Here is a 19,415-nt window from a genome sequence, read left to right as displayed (position 1 = left end):
CGGCCACCCGTGATGATCTGTGAAATTATGTTACCAGACTTTACCCAGATGGGATCTGGTGATACACGTTGTTCATTCGCTGCTTCTGGCACGCGCGTCCCACGGCACACCGTCGCCCCGTCGACCGCGCGAGAAGCCCCTGCCACCACCTTGCGCGCTCATTCAGGAGGGCCTCATGAACCTGCATCACCTGTTCGCCGACACCGGCGACCGGACGGTGCGCTACGCACTGTCCGGCGCCGGCGGCGGATTCGCGCGCACCCTCCTGGCCCAGAGCCGCCGTCTGCCCGGCCTCGTCCCGGCCGTCCTGTGCGACCGCGACCTGCCCAGGCTGCGCGCGATGCTGGACGACCTGGGATACGACACCACGCGGCCGGCCGAGTGCCACGACGCGGCGGCCGTGGCGGACACGGTCGCGCGCGGCGGCATCGCCCTGGTCGCCGACGCCGCGCTCCTGACCTCGGCCCCCTGGGACATCCTCGTGGAGGCGACCGGCAGCCCCGCGGACGGCCTCGCCATGGCCGAAGCCGCCCTCGCCGCCGACCGCCACGTCGCGATGGTCAGCAAGGAGGTCGACTCCGTCGCCGGACTCCACCTCGCCGACCTCGCCGCCGCCCGGGGCCTCGTCTACACCACCGCCGACGGCGACCAGCCGGCCAACCTCATCGGCCTGGTCACCTGGGCCGAGCTGCTCGGTCTCGACATCGTGGCGATCGGCAAGTCCACCGAGTACGACCTCGTGCACGACCCCGAGGCCGGCACCGTCACCCAGCTCGACACCACGGTGCCCGCACCGGCGCTCTCCGGGCTCCTCGACCTCGGCGACGACGTGCGTGCCACCCTCGACGCCCGCGCCGCGGCCGTGGCCGGCCTCCCCACCGGCGCCACCGCGGACTACTGCGAGATGGCCGTCGTCGCCAACAACACGGGCTTCCGCCCGGACACGGAACGCCTGCACTACCCCGTCGCGCGCATCGCCGAACTCGCCGACGTCTACCGTCCCCGCGAGGACGGCGGCGTGCTGGCCCGCGACGGCGCCGTGGACGTCTTCAGCGCCCTGCGCCTGCCCGGCGAGGCATCCTTCGCGGGCGGCGTCTTCGTCGTCGTCCGCACCGACGACCCGGTGACCTGGGAGACGCTGCGTGAGAAGGGCCACGTCCTCAGCAAGGACGGCCGGTACGCCGCGATCTACCTCCCGTACCACCTGATGGGCGTCGAGACCCCGGTGAGCCTGCTCTCGGCGGTGCTCCACCACCGCCCGTCCGGCGGCACCGATCCCCGCTCGTACGCCGTGCTCGCCGGCCGCGCCCGCACGGACCTGCCCGCCGGGACCGCGCTCGCGATGGGCGGCCACCACCACGACGTCACCGGCGTCCGGGCGGTGCTGCTGCGCGGCGAGGACGCACCCGACGACGTCGCCCCCCTCTATCTCGCCGCCCACGCCACCCTCGCCCGGCCGGTGGCCGCCGGTGAACTGCTCCGCGTGGCCGACCTGGCCGACCCGGACCCGGGCCTGCTGAGCGCCTGGCGCGCCGGACGCGCCTCGCGCGGCTGCCCGCACGGCACGGAAGGAACACCCGCCGCATGAGCACCGACCTCCAGCACCTCCTCCTCGGTGCCGCCGCCGTCGTCGTCCTGGTCCTGCTGATCACCAAGACCAAGCTGCACCCGTTCCTCGCACTCGCCCTGTCCGCCCTCGGGCTCGGCATCGCGTCCGGCATCGCCCCGGTGCGTGCCGTCGAGGCCTTCCAGGACGGCTTCGGCGACACCCTGGGCGGCAGCGGTCCCACCATCGGCCTCGGCACCCTGCTGGGCGGCATCCTGCTCGGCTCCGGCGGCGCCGACCGCATCGCCACCGTGTTCATCGGCTCCCGGCCCGTCAAGTGGATCCCGGCGTCCATCACCGCCGCCGCGCTGCTGATCGGCATGCCGCACCTGTTCGACGTCAGCTTCGTGATGCTGGTGCCGCTCGTGTACACCGTCGCCAAGCGCAGCAACACCCACCTGCTGTGGGTCGGACTGCCGATGGCCGCGGGACTGTACGTGTCGCACGGACTGCTGCCGCCGCACCCCTCGCCGACCCTGGCCGTCTCCGCCTACGGCGCGAACACCGGCCTCACCATCCTGTGGGGCCTGGTCATCGGCATCCCGATGGCCGTGCTCACCGGACCGGTGCTGACCAAGGTCGTCAGCCGCTGGTTCGGCCCCGCGCCGGACCTCGACCGCGGCCCGGTCCAGTCCGTCAGCACCGAGCCCGAGCACCGCCGCAAGCCGGCCTCCTTCACCCTCGCGCTCATCACCGTGCTGCTCCCGCCGGGCCTCATGCTCATCGGCACCCTGGGCACCGCCAACACGGCCGAGGGCACGCTGCCGTACCAGTTCTTCGACGCCTGCAACTCCTCCGTGCTGTCCCTGCTGGCGGCCGTGATCTTCGCCTTCTTCGCCCTCGGCGTCCGGTCCGGGTTCGGCCTCGGCCAGCTGCAGAAGATGGCGTCCAAGGGGCTCGCCCCGGTCGGCGCGATCATCCTCATCCTGGGCGCGGGCGGCGGCTTCAAGGCGATGCTGACGGAGACCGGGATCGACCAGCTCATCTCGGACTACGCCGTGGACTGGGCGATACCCCCGCTGCTGCTGGGCTGGCTGGTCGCCGCCCTGCTGCGGATCTGCCTCGGCTCGGCGACCGTCGCCACCGCCGCGGCGACCGCCATCGTCGCGCCGCTGCTCAGCGCCTCGCCCGGCACCTCGCCGGAACTGATGGTGCTGGCCACCGCCTCGGGAGCGGTGATGCTCTCCCACGTCAACGACTCCGGGTTCTGGCTGTTCAAGGAGTACTTCCAGCTGTCGGTCGCGCAGACCTTCCGCACCTGGACCCTGATGCTGTCCCTCCAGTCGCTGCTCAGCCTCGGCGGCGTGATGCTGCTCAGCACCGTGGTGCACGGCTGAGACCCCGCCGGTGACGGTCCCGCCCGTCACCGGCATGATCATCGGCTAACGTCAGCACGGTCGAAGGGAGACCAGACCATGACCTCGGACGGCGGGCAGCCTCCGCTCATCCCCGACCAGCGGCGCGAGCAACTGCTGAAGCACCTCAGGCGCGACGGGGTGCTCAGCGTGCAGCAGATCACCCGGCTGCTCGGCGTCTCCCACATGACCGTGCGCCGCGACATCGCCGAACTGGAGCGCGGCGGCCTGGTCTTCTCCGTCCCCGGCGGAGTGCGCATCGCCAGCACCATCAGCACCGAACCCGGCTTCCTCGACAAGTCCGAGGTCGAGCAGCCCCAGAAGCGGGCGATGGCCGCAGAGGCCGCCCGCCTGGTCCAGGACGGCATGACCGTCTACCTCGACGCGGGCACCACCCTGCTCGCCATGGCCCCCGCCCTCGCCAGGCTGTCCGGCCTCACCGTGGTCACCAACGACTTCACCACCATCGGACGGCTGATGGACGCCGAGAACCTGGAACTGGTCCACGTCGGCGGTCGTGTCGACGTCTCCAACCGCTCCAGCGTGGGCCGTCTCGCGGCGGACACGTTGCGGCAACTCGCCCTGGACATCGCCTTCGTCAGCACCAGCTCCTGGGACCTGCTCCGCGGCACCACCACCCCGTCGGAACCCAAGGTGGACGTCAAACAGGCGGCCATGGCCTCGGCCGCGCACTCCGTCCTGGTGGCGGGCTCGTCGAAGTACGGCACCTTCGGCCGCTACCGGGTGGCACCGCTGACGGCATTCGACACCATCGTCACGGACACCGACCTGACCGACGCCGCCGCCGAGGGCATCCGGGCCGGCGGCTCGTCCCTGGTCCTGGCCCGCCCCTGACCCGGGCGGATGAGAAACTGACGGTGCCCGCGATGCCGCCGCGGCCGGGCGGTCACGGGCCGCCCGGCCCCGCTTCCCCACCGGAGAACCCCCATGAACCACGTCGCCGACCCCGGCCGCTACGACGGCACCATGCACTACCGCCGTACCGGACGCTCCGGGCTGGACCTGCCCGCGCTGTCCCTGGGCTACTGGCACAACTTCGGTGACGACACGCCCTTCGAGACCCAGCGGCGGATCGCCCTGCGCGCCTTCGACCTCGGCATCACCCACCACGACCTCGCCAACAACTACGGCCCGCCCTACGGCTCCGCCGAGATCAACTTCGGCCGGATCATGCGGCAGGACCTGGCGCCGTACCGCGACGAACTGGTGATCTCCACCAAGGCCGGCTGGGACATGTGGCCCGGCCCCTACGGCCAGGGCGGCGGCTCCCGCAAGTACGTGCTCGCCTCCCTCGACCAGTCCCTGAAGCGCACGGGCCTCGACTACGTCGACATCTTCTACTCCCACCGACTGGACGCCTCCACCCCGCTGGAGGAGACCATGACGGCGCTGGACACCACGGTCCGCCAGGGCAAGGCGCTCTACGTCGGCATCTCCTCCTACGACGCCGAACGCTCCCGGCGGGCCGCCGCGATCCTGCGCGACCTGGGCACGCCGCTGCTCATCCACCAGCCGTCGTACAACATGCTCAACCGGTGGATCGAGACCGAGGGGCTGCTCGACGCGGCGGCCGACGAGGGCTTCGGCGTCATCGGCTTCACCGCGCTGGCCCAGGGCCTGCTCACCGGCCGCTACCTCGACGGCGTGCCCGAGGGGTCCCGCGCCACCCAGGGCAAGTCCTTCGCGACCGGCTGGCTCACCGAGGACACCGTCCGGCGACTGCGCGCCCTCGACGACATCGCCGCCCGCCGCGGCCAGAGCCTCGCGCAGATGGCGCTCGCCTGGGCGCTGCGCGACCCGCGCGTCACCTCGCTGGTCATCGGCGCCTCCCGCCCCGAGCAGCTGGAGGAGAACGTGGCCGCCCTGGGCAACCTCTCCTTCGGCGACGACGAACTCGCCGAGATCGACAAGCACGCGGTCGTCGACGGCGACGTCGACCTGTGGCGGGGGGCCCGCACCGGCGAGCTCGGCTGAGCCGCCGGGGCGGCACAGCGGCCGGTCAGGACGGGGTCCCGCCGGTGACGCGGAGCATCCGGGGCGGCTCGCCGGCCGGCTCGGGCAGCCGCAGGGGCTCCCGGCCCGGTGTGATCGTGCCCAGCAGCGCCGCCCGGCGCGCGCCCGTCCCCGAGGGGATCGCGCCGGGCAGGCCGTTGACGGTCAGGAAGCCCAACAGGGCGAAGGCCAGGGCCTCCTTGGCGTCCGACGGCAGCCCGAGCGCGTCGCTGGAGCCGAGGACCACGTCCGGCAGCTCCTCGGCGATCATGCCCATCAGCACGGGGTTGTGCGCCCCGCCGCCGGACACCACGAGCCGCGTGACGCCGTGCGCCCGGCAGGCGTCGGCCACCGTGACGGCGGTGAGCCGGGCCAGCGTCGCCAGGACGTCGTCGGGCTCGGCGACGGGCGCCGCCGCGAGCGCCCGCAGCAGGTACGGCAGGTGGAAGTGCTCCTTGCCGGTGCTCTTCGGAGCCGGCCTGCCATAGTAGGGGTCGTCCAGGAGCGCCCGCAGCAGTACCGGATCCACGCGGCCCGCCCCGGCGCGGCGCCCGTCCTCGTCGTACTCGGCCGCTCCGCCGGTGAAGTGCCGTACGGCGGCGTCCATGAGGGCGTTGGCCGGCCCGGTGTCGAAGGCCAGCGGCTCGGCGCCGGGGGCGACGACGGTGACGTTGGCGATCCCGCCCAGGTTGAGGGCGGCGGGGACGCCGGGCAGCGCCGCCATGGCCAGGACGTCGGTCATGGCCACCAGCGGTGCCCCCTGGCCACCGGCCGCGACGTCCCTGCCGCGCAGGTCGGAGACGACGGGCAGACCGGTCGCCTCGGCGATCCAGGCGGGCTGGCCGAGCTGGAGCGTGCCTCGCACGGCCCCGTCCTCGACCCAGTGGTACATGGTCTGCCCGTGCGAGACCACCAGGTCGGCGCCTTGGCCGCACAGTTCGCGCACGGCCCGCACGGCCACGTCGGCGAACGCCTGCCCGATCCCGGTGTCGAGCCGGGCGACACTGCCGACCGTCGTCGCCGCCGGCGGCAGGCTGCTCGCGATCAGGTCGCGCAGCTCGTCCGGGTAGGGGGCCGACAGATGGCCGAGGGGACGCAACTCCAGCACCTCGCCCCGGAGTTCGAAATCCGCGGCGGCCGCCTCGACGGCGTCGTAGGACGTGCCCGACATCAGGCCGATCACACGCACGATGTACTCCTGCGAAGAGGGGGTGGGGGCCCGGCCGGGGATCAGTTCCGGTCGGCCGTCGTGGTCAGGCGGTCGGGCCCGGCGCCCGGCTCCTCGTCGGGGGCAGGGCCCCCTCCGGACTCCGGCGCCCGGTGGAACAGGCTCAGCACACCGCCGACGACCAGCGTGATCAGCACGCCGATGGGCACCAGCCACTGGGCCGCGATCGCCTGGGACACCGTCGTCCCGTCCGTGGTGACGTCGATCTTCACCACCCGCACGATGTACGTCATCACCCCGATGGTGACCAGGAAGGCCACGACGGAGTCGGTCTCGTTGGCCCGTTTGACCAGCCGGCCCAGGAGGAACGCGCCGAGCAGCGCGCCGTAGGTGTAGCCCGCGATGGTCAGACCGGTCAGATACACGTTGCCCGTGCTCGTGCTGAACGCGCAGGCGAAGACCGCCATGAGCGTCGCCCACACCAGCGTCATCCAGCGGGCCAGCCGCAGCAGCGCCTCCTCGGACGGAGTGGTGCGGAAGAAGCTGTGGATGATGTCGGCGACCGTCGAGTTCGACATGGAGTTCAGCGCCGAGGACAGCGAACCCATCGCGGCACCCAGGATGCCGGCCACCAGCAGGCCCGAGACCACCACGGGCAGCCCGTGCAGAATGAACTCGGGGTAGAGGTTGTCCGAGCTGGACAGCCCCAGCTCCGAGAAGGACTTGCCCTCGTTGTACGACCACAGCAGCGCGCCGACGAGGGAGAAGGCGGCGAACTGGACGGTCACGAAGAGACCCGAGGCGATCATGGCCTTCTGGCCCTCGCGCAGCGTCCTCGTCGCCAGCACGCGCTGGACGATCAGCTGGTCGGAGCCGTGCGAGGCCATGGCGAAGATGGCGCCGCCGACGATGGCCGTGGGCAGGGCGAACGGGCTGGTGAGGATGTGGGCGAGGTCGAAGTCGGTGTCGAAGAGCGTGAACTTGCCGGCGTCCAGGGCACGCGCGTAGCCGTCACCGCCGACGTGGGCGGAGAGCACCGCGACGGCGAGGACCGCGCCGCCGAGGTAGAGGACCATCTGGATGGCGTCGGTCCAGATGACCGCCTTGATGCCGCCCAGGTAGGTGTAGACGACGGTGATCAGCGTGATGACGACGATGATCACGCGGTAGCTCGCGTGCACGCCGAACTCGTCGAGCAGCAGCTTGATCGGGATGGCGGAGGCGAACAGCCGCACGCCCTCGGCCAGGAGCCGGGTGAACACGAAGGTCACCGAGGCGAGCCCCTGCAGCTTCAGCCCGAACCGGTCACCCAGGTACTGGTAGGCGCTGACGAAGCCGCCGCGCTTGTAGAGGGGGATCAGCACGGTGGCCACGACGACGCGTCCGACGACGTAGCCCAGGGCCAGTTCGACGTTGCCGAACCCCTGGCCGCTGTAGGCACCGCCGGGGACGCTGATCACCGTCAGCACACTGGTCTCGGTGGCGACGACGGAGAACGAGACCGTCCACCACGGCATGTGGCCCTCACCGACGAAGTAGTCCTTCGCCGACTTCTGCCGGCCTGCCTTCCGCAGGCCGATCCAGGCGATCCCGATCAGATAGACCACGATCACCACGAGGTCGAGCTGGCGCACGCTTGCTCCTAGGCACTGGCCGGTGGGGTCGCCGGCGTGGGGAGAGGGGGGTTGGCGGTCGCCCGGCGGACGCGGACGACGAGGGAGGCATGAGGGGTCGTGCGGTCCAGCGCCAGCAGCCCGGCCCCGTCCAGGGGGTCGCCGAGCGGGGACGTGAGCCACACGTGGAGTGCGGAGCCGGTGATCCGGGCGGTCAGCGGCGTCATCAGGGCCGGGCCCAGACCCGCCAGCCCACCGGTGACGGCCAGCGGCAGCGGACCGCCGTCGCCGGTGATCCGGCCGGCCGCCGCGAGGGCGGTCTCGGCCAGGTCGGCGGCCGCGTCCCGGACGATCGCCGAGGCCACGGCGTCCCCCGCGTCGGCGGCGCGGGCCACCTCGGGGGCGAACGAGGCGGCCGTACGGGCGGGATTGCCGTCCCGTCCGACGGCGGCCGGGAGCCGTTCGAGGTCGCCGAAGAAAGCGGTGGCCGCGTCCAGCAGGGCGGTGGCCGGGCCCCGCCCGTCGTGGGCCCGCAGGGCCGCGCGGAGTCCGGCCGTACCGATCCGGGCACCGCTGCCGTCGTCGCCGAGCAGGGGACCCCACCCGTCGACGCGCGCGTACGTCCCGTCGGCGCCGATGCCGACCGCGACCGACCCGGTGCCGATCGCCAGCACCACACCCGCGCGGCCGCCGAGCGCGCCGGCGTGGGCGGTGACGGCGTCGCTGGTGACGGCGGCCTCCCCGACGGGCAGGTCCTCCAGGAGGGCTCCCGCCAGCGAGCGGGCCGCCGCCGGGGCCGAAGCCGCTCCGGCGGCACCCACGAGGACCGACTCCGGCCGGGCGCCGCCCGGCTCACGCAGCAGCGGCCCGACGGCGGCGCGCACGGCCGCACGGGCCGCCGCCACACCGTCGGGGGCGGCCAGACCGGGGGCACCGGCCACGGAACTGACGGACGGTGAGGAGCCGGCGCCGTGCCACAGCATGGCGCGGCAGCCGGTCTTCCCCAGATCTACCGCCACTGTCGAAGTCATACGGCTCGCCCTTTGCCCGAGGGACCCGGCACGTCGAGAGCCACCGGGTCGTCGGTGACCGGCGCGGATCGCCGTCCGAGTATGGGAACGCCGCCCTCCGGATGTCAATAAGTAACGTCGAGTCGTTCACCGCGTAACTTTTTGACCCCCTCGGTGGACCCCATTACCCTGTGTGCACCACTTCCAGGAGGGGCCATGGTCCGCCAGTCCTCGTCCCGCGCGCCGGAGCCGTCCGCCCAGGACGCCCCGCTCGCCGACGTCCTCACGCGCATCCGCGCCGCCCGGCCCTCCCTGGCCCCCTCGGAACGCCGGGTGGCCGACGCGGTCCTCGCCGATCCGGGACAGGTCGCGGAGCTGTCCATCGGCGCGCTCGCCGAGCGGGCGAGCACCTCGGCGGCGACCGTGATGCGGTTCTGCCGCACCATCGGCACGGGCAACTACCCCCAGCTGCGCCTGGCACTGGCCGCCGCGGCGGCGCGGGAGCACGCGCTGGGCGGCGGGCGGGCGGCGCACGGCGGCACCGACATCAGCCCGACGGACTCGCTGGACCGGATAGTCAGCAAGATCATCTACAACGAGGTCCGGGCCCTGGAGGACTCGGGCGCCGGACTCGACGTCGACGCGCTGGGCCGGGCGGTCGACGCGGTCGCCAAGGCCCGCAGGGTCGACATCTTCGGCGTGGGGGCCAGCGCCTTCGTCGGCCAGGACCTGCACCAGAAACTCCACCGCATAGGCCACATGGCCTTCATCTGGAGCGACCGGCACGCGGCGCTCACCGCGACGGCCCTGCTGGGGCCCGGCGACGTGGCCCTGGCCGTCTCCCACTCCGGCGAGACCGAGGACACCACCGAACCCCTCCAGGCCGCGGCCGAGCGCGGAGCCACCACCATCGCCCTGACCAACGACCCGGGCTCCACGCTCGCGACCGCCGCCGACCTGGTGCTGACGACCTGTGCCAGGGAAACGCCGTTCCGCTCCGGCGCCACCGTCAGCCGCATCGCCCAACTGGCCGTCATCGACTGCCTCTTCGTCGGCGTCGCCCAACGCTCCTACGACGCCGCGACCACCGCCCTCGAAGAGACCTACGGCGCCGTCCAGCGCCGTCGGCGTCCCGGGCGCCGCACCGGTTGAGGCCGCCTCACGGCCGTACCGTCCGGCCGCCGCCCGGGCCGGGGTGCCCGTCCCCGCGCAGACTCGTCACCAGGTCGCGCGGCAGGCCGTGGGTGTCGTGCAGGTAGGCGAAGTCCTCCTCGCCCAGCGGTCCGCTGAACCGGGGCCGGGCGAGCACGTTCCGGCCGCGTTCCAGGAGCCGCCGGAACCGGCGCTCCTCCTCCACCAGCAGCCCGCGCACGAGACCCGGGTCCACGTCCTGCCGGAAACGGTCCGAGGTGTGCGTGACCAACTCCTGCGGCAGGTCTCCGAGCCCGCGTGAGGGGTCGTCCCGCCACAGCACGGTGAGCATCCGTCGTACCAGGCGGCGCAGCACATAACCCCGGCCGGTGTTGGACGGGCGGACTCCGTCGCCGACGACCACGACGGCCGACCTGAGGTGGTCGCAGACCACCCGGAACGACGGTTCGTCCAACGGCCACAGGGACGGCAGCAGCCGCCGCCACGGCTCGAAGACGTCGCAGTCGAACACCGACGACTTGCCCTGCAGGAGCATGGCGAGGCGTTCCAGGCCCAGGCCGGTGTCGACGTTGCGCTGCGGAAGCGGCACGAGACGGCCGTCGTCGAGCCGGCGGTGGCGCATCATCACGTGGTTCCACACCTCCACCCAGCGGTCGTCGCCCGTGGGCGTGGACCGCGGCGGAGTGTCACCGCTCCACAGGAAGATCTCCGAGTCGGGTCCGCACGGGCCCACCGGTCCGTTGGACCACCAGTTGTCGTCCACCGTCGGCTCCACGGGAACGCCGCGCTCCTGCCACAGCCGCAGGGACTCGGTGTCCGGCCCGACCTGTCCGCCACCCCCGTACACGGTGGCGTGCAGCAGGCCCGGGTCGACGCCCAGGCCCTCGGTGAGCAGCCGGTGGGCCCAGTCGAGGCTCAGTGGGCCCTCGTAGTCGCCCAGCGACCAGGTGCCGAGCATCTGGAACACCGTCAGGTGGGTGTCGTCGCCGACCTCCTCGAGGTCCGTGGTGCGCAGACAGCGCTGTACGTTGACCAGCCGCCGGCCCAGCGGATGGGGGCGTCCTTCCAGGTACGGGGTGAGCGGATGCATGCCGGCGCTGGTGAACAGGACGGGGTCGCCGGGTTCGGGCAGCAGCGTCGAGCCGGTGATCCGGCGGTGCCCGTGGTCCTCGTAGTACTCGACGAACATGCGGGCGACGCGCTCGGTGTCCATGGGGGTGACTCCTTCGCTTCGGGGCGGGAGGGGCACCGGAGAACGGAAACCGTGCGGTCCTCGCACCGAGGCGAAGGCGGCGGAGCGCCACGTGAACCACCGACGGCCGTTTCCGGTCGCCGGTGGGAAAGGGGGGAGGTCAGACGGCGGCAACCGGCGAGCTGGTCGCTCGCGCGGTCGCGAAGACACTTCGGCCGATGACGTTCATGCTCCGAAGATAACGCCCTCCGGTGTCCGGAGCACCCGAATTCTCCGTGAGCATCCTAGGAAGGTGCGCCGGCCCACACGCCCGGGGTTCGGCCCGACCACGGTTGTGCCCGTTCGAGCTGTCCGGCGAGACGGAACAGGAGGTCCTCGCGCCCGAAACCGGCGGCGAACTGCATTCCGACAGGCAGCCCCGTTCCGGTGTCGGCCGTCAGGGGCACGGACATGGCGGGTGTGCCCGCCACGTTGAAGGCCATGGTGAACGGCGAGCGGTCGTTGAGCCGGTCGATCCAGCCGAGGCCGTCGAGTGCGTCCGAGCCCTCGCCGTAGGCACCCAGCGGCGGGGGGAGCTCCGGCAGGGTGGGGGTGAGCAGCAGGTCGTGGGTGTCGAAGTACCGGGCCAGGCCGCGGGCGACGCGGTTGCGGACGGTGAGGGCGGCGACGAACCGGGGGCCGCTGACCCGCTGCCCGTAGCGGTGGGCGGCCAGCGTCGACGGCTCGAGGGTCGAGGAGTCGACGGGCCGGCCCAGGGCGGCGGCCAGGGCGTCGACCGAGGCCGCGAGGTTCGCCGTCGACAGGTGGGCGTTGGCCAGCACGAACTCCTCCCAGCCGGCCCCCAGGCCGACCGTGACCTCCTCGGTGCGGTGGCCGAGCGATTCGAGCAGCCGCACCCTACGGTCCAGTGCGTCGGCCACCGGGGCGGCGGTCCGGCGTCCTCCCCCAGGCCTGGGGGAGGACCCCGATCCGCAGCGGGCCCGGAGGGCGGGTGACTTCCTCCGCGTAGGGGCGGGCCGGCTGCTCGGCGAAGTAGGGATCGCCCGGTTCCGGACCGCGTACCAGGTCGAGGAGCGCCGCGCTGTCCCGCACGGTCCGGCTCACGGTGCCCTGGACGGCCAGCCCGTTGAACCCCTCGTCGAGGGCGGGGCCCATGGAGACCCGGCCGCGGGTCGGCTTCAGCCCGAAGAGGCCGTTGTACGAGGCCGGAATGCGCAGCGAGCCCGCCGCGTCGGTGGCGTGGGCGAGGGGAACCGCCCCGGCCGCGACGGCCGCGCCCGCGCCACCGCTGGAGCCGCCGGCGCCGCGACCGGGGTCCCACGGGTTGCGGGTGGGGCCGTACAGCACCGGTTCCGTGGTGATGCTGTAGGCCAGCTCCGGTGTCGCGGTACGCCCGAGGGTCACCAGGCCGGCGCGGCGGAAGCGCCGCATCAGGAACGAGTCGGAGCGGGCGACGTGCCCGGCCGCGAGACGACTGCCCATCTCGGTGCGCCGGCCCGCCATGGATATGCCGAAGTCCTTGATCAGGAAAGGCACTCCCGCCAGCGGCGTGCTGCCGGGGGCGGGCCGGTCGTCGGCCGGCCACGTCTCCACGACGGCGTCGATCGCCGGGTCACCTCCTGCACCGCCTCACGGGCGGCCGCCTCCACCTCGGCGGGCGACACCTCGCCCCCGGCCATCAGCTCCGCGAGGCCCACCCCGTCGTGGCACACGTACTCGGAAACTCTCACTGTCACTCCTCGACCCGAAAGAACGGTACTCATGAGTCTCGGACGATACCGTACGGTATCGAACGGGACGGGCTGGTACCGTAGCAGGAGCTGAACGAGCCCATCGACCGCACGTCACGGAGCAGGCATGACAACGACCGTCCGCAGGCCGGGCAGGGTGGCGAAGCTGCCGCCCCGGGAGCGCATCCTCGACGCGGCCGAAGTGCTCTTCCGGAGCGAGGGCATCCAGCGGGTGGGTGTCCAGGCCATCGCGGAGAAGGCCGAGACCACCAAGATGGCCATCTACCGGCACTTCGAGACCAAGGACGCGCTGGTCGCCGAGTGGCTGCGGATCCTGGCCGCCGAGTACCAGGCGGCCTTCGACCGTGTCGAGGCGGAACACCCCGGCCGTCCCCGGGAGCAGATCCTGGGCCTGGCCCGCTTCATCGCCGACGGACTGCCGACGCTGTCCTACCGGGGCTGCCCCTTCGTCAACTCCCTCGCCGAACTGCCCGACCGCTCCCACCCCGCGAGGCAGGTGATCGAGGAGCACAAGGCCCGCCAGACCCGCAGACTGGTCGGCATGTGCACCGAGGCCGGGCTGCCCGACCCCGAGCAGGTCGCCGCCCAGATCACCTTCGTACTCGAAGGCGCCCAGGTCAGCACGCAGAACGGAAGCATCGACCGGGCGGGGGAGCGGTTGATGCGCATCGTCGAGACGCTCGTCGGCCGGTAGCGGCACACGATGGGTGCGATGATCCGGGGAGCCAGCCTGCGCGGCTTCGCACGCCTCGTCGAGGAACTCGGCGGCGTCCCCGGGGAGTTCACGGCACGGTTCTCGATCCCCGCGCGGGCGCTCACCTCCGGGGCCGGCCTCGTCCCGATCACCGGCCACGATCTGATGCTCGACGCGGCCGCCCGTGATCTGCGGTGCCCGGACTTCGGCCTCCGCCTCGCCCGCGGCCAGGATCTGGGCATCCTCGGGCTGCTCGCCCCGGCCGTCCAGGCGTCGGCCACCGTGCGGCAGGCACTGGAGTGCGCCTCACGGTTCATGTTCGTGCACAGCCCGGCACTGAGCGTCGGCGTGGAGCCCGATCCGCGGGGCCGGCGCGAGGTGGTCGCCCTGACCTACCGCAAGGACCTGAACGAGTCCCCGTACTCCCCGCAGGCGACCGAACTCGGGCTCGGCCTTTTCCACCGGGTGGCGGTGGCGCTGGTGGGCGGCACGGCCGGTCTCCGCTCGGTGGAGTTGCCCCACCCGCCCCTGTCGCCGGTCTCGCTGTACACGGAGTTCTTCGGCGCGGACGTGAAGTTCGGCTGCCCGACCGCCGCACTCCGGGTGGAACGGCGCCTGCTGGACACGGAGTTGCGCGGCACGGACGCGGAGGCGCGCCGGCTCGCCGTCGACCGTCTGGCCGCGCACCACACCGATCCGGAGACACTGACCGCCACGCACGTCCGGAGGGTCCTGGCCCGGGCCGTCGGCGTCGGCCCCGTCACCGTCGGCCGGGTGGCGCGCCTCCTCGCCCTGCATCCCCGCACCCTGCAACGGCGGCTCGCGGCGGAGTCCACCGGCTTCGCCGAGATCCTGGAGGAGGTACGGCGGGACCTCGCGCTGCGCCACCTCACCACGACCGACCTGCCACTGTGCCAGGTGGCCGCGATGGCGGGCTTCGCCGACCAGTCCGGACTCAGCCACGCCGTGCGGCGGTGGGAGGGCGCCAGTCCGAGCGAGGTGCGCCGCAGGGTGCGCGGCACCGGCTGAGATTGTCGCGCCGGAACAAATCCCGCCCGGCGGGCGCGGGCATGCTGCTGCCCCGACGACGAGAGCGAGGAGTGGCCCATGGCGACGGCCGGCACCAACCACCTCACCGGCATCGGTGCGCGAACGATCCCCGGGTTCGACGGCGTCCACGGCATGTGGCCGCGCGGCGACCGGCCGCGGTCGGTCCGGGCGGCGGCCGAGACCCGCGAGGAGCGCTTCAAGGCCCTGCGCGCCACCGAACTCGCCCCGTGGAAGCGTTTCTGGCCCGTGGTGCCCACCTGTGTCCACGGCGGCATCGCCCACGGCGAGACCAAGGGCGGCGGGCGATGAGCCGGGAGCGCACCGGCGCGGTGGTCACCGGGGCCGGCCGCGGCCTCGGCCGGCTGATCGCCGGGCTGCTGGCCGACCGCGGCCACCGCGTCCTGGTCACCGACGTGTCCGGGGATGCGGCCCGCGCCGCGGCGGCCGAACTGGGCCCCGACGCGTCGTGGGCCGCCGTCGACGTGCGCGACGAGGCCCAGGTGGCCGGGGCACGGGACCGCGTCGTCGCGGAGACCGGCCACCTCGGCGTGTGGGTCAACAACGCCGGTGTACTCGTCACCGGCCCGGCCTGGGAGCAATCGCCCGACGCACGGCGCCTGATGCTGGAGGTCAACGCGCTCGGCACCGTCAACGGCACCGTCGCCGCGATCGAGGCCATGCGGAACACGGGCGGGCACATCCTCAACGTCGTGTCCCTCGCCGGGCTCACCGCCGTGCCGGGCGAGGCGGTGTACGCCGCCTCCAAGCACGCCGCGATCGGCTTCAGCCTCAGCACACTCGCCGACCTGCGCCTGGCCGGCATCGAGAACGTGCACATCTCCTGCGTCTGCCCCGACGGCATCTGGACCCCGATGCTCCACGACAAGCTCGACGACCCCGCCTCCGCGCTGTCGTTCTCCGGCAGGCTGCTCAGGCCCGAGGAAGTCGTCGGCGCCGTCGGCAGGGTGCTCGACCGCCCCCGCCCGGTCACAGCGGTACCCGGCTGGCGGGGTGTGCAGGCCCGCCTGGCCGACGCCCTGCCCTCGCTCGCCCTGCGCGGCATTCCACTGGCGGTCGCGCTGGGCCGGCGGGTGCAGCGCAGGATGCTGGCGAAAAGGCCCCCGGCGTAGGCGCCGGGGGCGGTGCGGTGACGGCGACCGCGTCACCGCACCGCGATCGACTCCGGCTCAGGGGGCGGGTGTTCCGTAGACGCCCATCTCGTACAGCGAGTAGCCCCAGGTCATACTCTGGCCAACACCGTTCGCCGGGTGCCGTTTTGGCATGCACGGCTCATGGAATGGGCTGAGGCTCATGGAGAGGTGGCCATGAAATTCGGACGACGACGCGGCATCGCGGGAGTGATCTGCGCGGTGACGGCCCTCGCGGCCGCCGCGGACCAGCGCACCCAGCGCTGGCAGCTGACGCCGCACAAGGGCGCGCTGACGCTCACGAACGCCGTCTCCCAACTGGTGCTCACGGCGGGCGGAGCCGACGGCGCGGCCGTGCAGGCGGCACCGGACACCACCGCGCCGACCCGGGTGCGGGCCGTCCCGCGCGACTGACCCGGTTGCCCGGACCCGTGGGCGCGGTCAACGCCGCCGGGCGTGCCCGGCCTCGGGGCCGTCGTCACCCCGCGGCCTCGTTGCCCAGGAGGGGAGCCAGGTGTCCTCCGGCAGCGGGGCGAGGCTCGCGAAGTGGTTCAGGACGGCCCGGAGCCCCGGGTGCGGGTTCTCCCGCGGGAGGACGAGCGAGAGCGGGTAGGCGAGCGTCGGGCGCACGATCGGAATGCGGCGCAGGTCGTGACCGGCCGGCCAGACGTACCGGTCGCGCGAGCCCACGAGAGTGGCCACGTCGTCGGAGTCGGCGAGGACGTCGAGGAGCACCTCGTTGCCGAAGTTGGGGCCCGCGGCGTCCACGCGCAGGCCGAACGCGGTGGTGAGCTGGTCGTAGAAGTCCGCCCATTCGCTGCCCGGCGCGATACCGGGCACCCAGATCCGGTGCCCGCGCAGCCGGGCCGGTGTCACGCTGCGCGCGGGCGCGAGCGGGTGTCTCGGTCCGACGACGAGTTCCAGCGGGGAGTGGAACGCGTGGATCATCCGCACCTCGGGCGGCAGGCCGTCCGGGTCGGTGACCGAACGGAAGGAGGCGTCGACGTCGCCCGACTGCACGGCGGCCACCGCCACACGCGGGTCGTCGGTCTTGAGCGTCACCACGTCGAGCGCGGTTTCGGGGTGTGAGCGCCAGTAGTCGTGCAGGATCACGGCCTGCGCGGTCCGCAGGCCGAGAACGTCGATGCGCAGCGCCCGCGAACCCCGCCGGATCGCGGCGACGGCACGGTCGACGTCCGTGACGATGTTCCGGGCGTGCGCCAGGAAGGCCTGTCCGTCGAGGGTCAGCTCCACCCCGCGGGCAGTGCGGTTGAACAACCGGACGTCGAGTACGCGTTCCAGGGCCGCGATCCGCTTCGAGACCGCCTGCTGCGTCACACCGAGCTCGTCGGCCGCGTGCCGCAGCTGTCCCAGCTCGGCCGCGCGGACGAACGACCGCACCGCCTCGGTATCCATGGGGCGAGCATAGGCGGGCCCAACCGACGGGTGTGCGCTTCGCCCGCGCGCCACGGGCGGGCCCGACGCGGGAGGAGCGGCTGCTCCCGCCGGGGTCCCTCCCCGCGTGCCATAACCTCGTCCGTGGGAACGTCGGTTGCCATGCGTGTCCACACCGAGGAGGCGGCGGTGCTCAACAGCGGCGGCTCGCGATTGCTCATATGCGCGGTGGCGCTGGCCTGCCTGGCGCTGGTGGGCCCCAGCGCCCCCGGCGGCACGCTGCCCGGCGGGGCGCTGCCCGTCCAGGCCGTCAGGGACGTCGTACCGAACCGGGTCATGACGTGGAACCTGTGCAATCCCTGCGACGCGAGCAACCTCGACCGGGCAGCGGCGATAGCCGCGCACGCGCCCCAGGTCGTCGGCATGCAGGAAGCGTGCGCACGTGACGTCGAACGGATCCGGGACTACCTGGAGGTCTTCCACGGGCTAGTCTACCACGTCGCATACGGGTCGGTCCTGGAGAACTGGAGCCGCTGCGGGGGAGCACCGTGGAATCCGGGCGGCTTCGGCCAGGCCATCCTCTCGGCGGCGCCGATGACCGACCGGGTCAACACCGAGTACCCCGACGGCGGATCCGAGGACCGCGGGTACCTCGCGGTCACCACCGAGGTGGGCGGCCGGTCCGTCCGGGTCTTCGCCACACACCTCGCCCAACGGCGTCAGGAGGAGTTCCGCAAGGGCCAGGTCCGCGTACTCGCCGAGGAAGTCGCCCGGTACGACCGCGCCGTGGTCCTCGGCGACTTCAACGCCGTGCCGGACGCGCCCGAACTCGACCCCATGTGGGCACTGGCCACGGACACCGACCCGCAGTGCCGCCCCGCCTCCGCCGGCACCTGCGATCCGACCACGGACTGGCGGAGCAAGTTCGACTACGTCTTCCTGCGCGGCATCGCCCCGATCGACCACCGGGTGGTCCGCACCACGCACTCGGACCACGACATGCTGTACACCGACCTCGACGTGACCTGAGGCGCGGTCCCAGGCCGTGCTTCCGCCCCAGGGTCCCCGGACGACCGCATAACCGGTTGCCGGCCGGCACCGGCGTCGGATGCAATGTCCGGCATGGTCACCGAGGCACGCCTGCCAGGGCGAGACGACATCGACGCGCACGTCCGGATCGGCGTCCTCGTGCCGCTGACCCGGCCCGGCTGGGGTGAAGCGGGCCGCCACCTGCTCGCCGGAATGGAGCTGGCCGTACGCGAAGTCAATGACGCCGGCGGCATCGCGGGCAGGCCGCTCGGGCTGGTGGTCCGGGACACGGCGGCCGATCCGGACAGGGCGGCGGCGGCCGTGGACGAACTGGCCCGGCTGGGCGTGTCCGCCCTGGCGGGGGAGTACCACAGCGTCGTCGCGCGCGCCGTCGCGTCCGGAGCCGACGCCCTCGGCCTGCCGTTCCTGTGCTCGTCGGCCGTGATCGACGCCCTCACCGAGCGGCCGGCGCGGTGGGTCGCCCGCCTCCCGCCGGCACAGTCCCACGGCTGGCGGATCTACGCGGACTTCCTCCTCGCGGCGGGCCACCGCCGTGTCGCCGTAGCGGCTCAGCCGAGTCTCTACTGGGCATCCGGCGCCCGAATCCTGCGGGACCATCTCGCTGCGCGAGGCGGCACCCTCGTCGATCTCGGCCTCCGCGAGCCGGCCCCCGCGTCGGTGTGCGACGCGCTCGCCGAACAGGACGCGAGCGCCCTGCTGCTCCTGGTCGGTCACCCCGAGCCGGCCGTGTCGATCGTCCGCTCCGTCCGCCGCGACCGACGCCTTGCGGAGATCATGATCGGTGCCCCGGCCGGGCAACCGGAGTTCGCCCAGTGGGCGGCGTCGCTGGGCGGAGACGGCGCCGCGGTCCCGTTTCTGCGCTACCTGCCCGAGCGCCTCGGCCCGCTCGGGGCACGAGTCCGGACGGCCCTGCGCGAGCGGCTGGCCGAAGCGCCCTCCTTCGTCGCCTTCGAGGGCTACGACACGGTGACGGTCCTCGCCGACATGCTGCGTTCGCACGGCGCCGGCCGGGCGCCGGCCACCGAAACCTGGGCACGTGTGTCGGTCGAAGGCACCCGGGGGCGGATCAGGTTCTCCCGCACGCCGGACACCGGCGTGTGGCAATGGCCCGGTGCGCCGGTCCAGGTCGTCGACCGGGATCCCGCTGAACCCGGTCGCTTCCGCGTCCTCCACACCGGCTGACGCGCCGGCGCCCCGAACCGGGCGATCACGAGGCCC

General features: G+C 73.0%; 17 protein-coding genes and 1 pseudogene. 12 read left to right on the top strand and 6 right to left on the bottom strand.

Annotated elements, in window-relative coordinates; translation table 11 throughout:
- The first annotated feature begins 175 nt into the window (after positions 1-175).
- The 4 genes from ACIQFU_RS09565 (at position 176) to mgrA (ending at position 4,956) form a co-directional block, all read left to right on the top strand.
- Positions 176-1,588, top strand: coding sequence for a homoserine dehydrogenase (locus ACIQFU_RS09565; RefSeq protein ID WP_402550295.1), 1,413 nt, complete (start codon positions 176-178; stop codon positions 1,586-1,588).
- Entirely contained in the window at positions 1,585-2,943 is a 1,359-nt protein-coding gene (locus ACIQFU_RS09560) for a gluconate:H+ symporter (protein ID WP_402550294.1), read from the top strand. The genes ACIQFU_RS09565 and ACIQFU_RS09560 overlap by 4 nt, the downstream gene beginning before the upstream one ends.
- Before the next feature lie 78 nt (positions 2,944-3,021).
- Positions 3,022-3,816, top strand: a complete 795-nt coding sequence (locus tag ACIQFU_RS09555; RefSeq protein WP_402550293.1) for a DeoR/GlpR family DNA-binding transcription regulator — start codon at positions 3,022-3,024, stop codon at positions 3,814-3,816.
- A 93-nt stretch (positions 3,817-3,909) separates the two neighbouring features.
- Complete coding sequence (gene mgrA, locus ACIQFU_RS09550) at positions 3,910-4,956, top strand: L-glyceraldehyde 3-phosphate reductase (protein ID WP_402550292.1); 1,047 nt, start codon at positions 3,910-3,912, stop codon at positions 4,954-4,956.
- 25 nt (positions 4,957-4,981) lie between these two features.
- Here mgrA and ACIQFU_RS09545 read toward each other — a convergent pair whose 3' ends face one another.
- Genes ACIQFU_RS09545 through ACIQFU_RS09535 form a run of 3 tightly spaced genes read right to left on the bottom strand, consistent with a single transcriptional unit; the run spans position 4,982 to position 8,786 of the window.
- Complete coding sequence (locus ACIQFU_RS09545; protein ID WP_402550291.1) at positions 4,982-6,163, bottom strand: anhydro-N-acetylmuramic acid kinase; 1,182 nt, start codon at positions 6,161-6,163, stop codon at positions 4,982-4,984.
- Between the two features lie 41 nt (positions 6,164-6,204).
- Entirely contained in the window at positions 6,205-7,776 is a 1,572-nt protein-coding gene (locus tag ACIQFU_RS09540) for a sodium:solute symporter (protein WP_402550290.1), read from the bottom strand.
- Between the two features lie 8 nt (positions 7,777-7,784).
- Positions 7,785-8,786 (bottom strand): N-acetylglucosamine kinase, encoded by a 1,002-nt coding sequence (locus ACIQFU_RS09535; protein ID WP_402550289.1) that lies wholly within the window; start codon positions 8,784-8,786, stop codon positions 7,785-7,787.
- Between the two features lie 195 nt (positions 8,787-8,981).
- Between ACIQFU_RS09535 and ACIQFU_RS09530 the strand changes: the two genes are divergently transcribed.
- Complete coding sequence (locus tag ACIQFU_RS09530) at positions 8,982-9,917, top strand: MurR/RpiR family transcriptional regulator (protein WP_402550288.1); 936 nt, start codon at positions 8,982-8,984, stop codon at positions 9,915-9,917.
- Positions 9,918-9,924: 7 nt separating this feature from the next.
- Here ACIQFU_RS09530 and ACIQFU_RS09525 read toward each other — a convergent pair whose 3' ends face one another.
- Positions 9,925-11,130 carry an alanine--tRNA ligase-related protein gene (locus tag ACIQFU_RS09525; RefSeq protein WP_402550287.1) on the bottom strand — a complete coding sequence of 402 codons (1,206 nt, stop codon included), beginning with the start codon at positions 11,128-11,130 and terminating at the stop codon, positions 9,925-9,927.
- 263 nt (positions 11,131-11,393) lie between these two features.
- Positions 11,394-12,839: pseudogene (locus ACIQFU_RS09520) on the bottom strand (amidase).
- A gap of 127 nt (positions 12,840-12,966) precedes the next feature.
- On the opposite strand from ACIQFU_RS09520, the gene ACIQFU_RS09515 reads away from it, so the two are divergent.
- The 5 genes from ACIQFU_RS09515 (at position 12,967) to ACIQFU_RS09495 (ending at position 16,166) form a co-directional block, all read left to right on the top strand.
- Positions 12,967-13,554, top strand: coding sequence for a TetR/AcrR family transcriptional regulator (locus ACIQFU_RS09515; RefSeq protein ID WP_402550286.1), 588 nt, complete (start codon positions 12,967-12,969; stop codon positions 13,552-13,554).
- An 18-nt stretch (positions 13,555-13,572) separates the two neighbouring features.
- Positions 13,573-14,583: an AraC family transcriptional regulator gene (locus tag ACIQFU_RS09510; protein ID WP_402550285.1), complete on the top strand. Its 1,011-nt coding sequence runs from the start codon at positions 13,573-13,575 to the stop codon at positions 14,581-14,583.
- A gap of 78 nt (positions 14,584-14,661) precedes the next feature.
- Positions 14,662-14,913 carry a hypothetical protein gene (locus tag ACIQFU_RS09505; RefSeq protein ID WP_402550284.1) on the top strand — a complete coding sequence of 84 codons (252 nt, stop codon included), beginning with the start codon at positions 14,662-14,664 and terminating at the stop codon, positions 14,911-14,913.
- On the top strand, positions 14,910-15,734 hold the full coding sequence (locus ACIQFU_RS09500; protein WP_402550283.1) for an SDR family oxidoreductase: 825 nt from the start codon (positions 14,910-14,912) through the stop codon (positions 15,732-15,734). The genes ACIQFU_RS09505 and ACIQFU_RS09500 overlap by 4 nt, the downstream gene beginning before the upstream one ends.
- A 195-nt stretch (positions 15,735-15,929) precedes the next feature.
- Entirely contained in the window at positions 15,930-16,166 is a 237-nt protein-coding gene (locus ACIQFU_RS09495; RefSeq protein ID WP_402550282.1) for a hypothetical protein, read from the top strand.
- Positions 16,167-16,193: 27 nt separating this feature from the next.
- On the opposite strand, the gene ACIQFU_RS09490 is transcribed toward ACIQFU_RS09495, so the two are convergent.
- Positions 16,194-17,168, bottom strand: coding sequence for a LysR family transcriptional regulator (locus tag ACIQFU_RS09490; protein WP_402550281.1), 975 nt, complete (start codon positions 17,166-17,168; stop codon positions 16,194-16,196).
- 141 nt (positions 17,169-17,309) lie between these two features.
- Here ACIQFU_RS09490 and ACIQFU_RS09485 point away from each other — a divergent pair, with 141 nt between their 5' ends.
- Entirely contained in the window at positions 17,310-18,176 is an 867-nt protein-coding gene (locus tag ACIQFU_RS09485; RefSeq protein WP_402550280.1) for an endonuclease/exonuclease/phosphatase family protein, read from the top strand.
- Between the two features lie 84 nt (positions 18,177-18,260).
- A complete protein-coding gene (locus ACIQFU_RS09480; RefSeq protein WP_402550279.1) occupies positions 18,261-19,379 on the top strand; it encodes an ABC transporter substrate-binding protein in 1,119 nt (372 codons plus the stop codon).
- The last annotated feature ends 36 nt before the right edge of the window (positions 19,380-19,415 follow it).

The sequence above is a fragment of the Streptomyces sp. NPDC093065 genome, assembly GCF_044754585.1.
Taxonomy (GTDB): domain Bacteria; phylum Actinomycetota; class Actinomycetes; order Streptomycetales; family Streptomycetaceae; genus Streptomyces.
The sequence above is the reverse complement of the archived record's forward strand: the minus strand, read 5'-3'. Positions and strand labels throughout refer to the sequence as shown.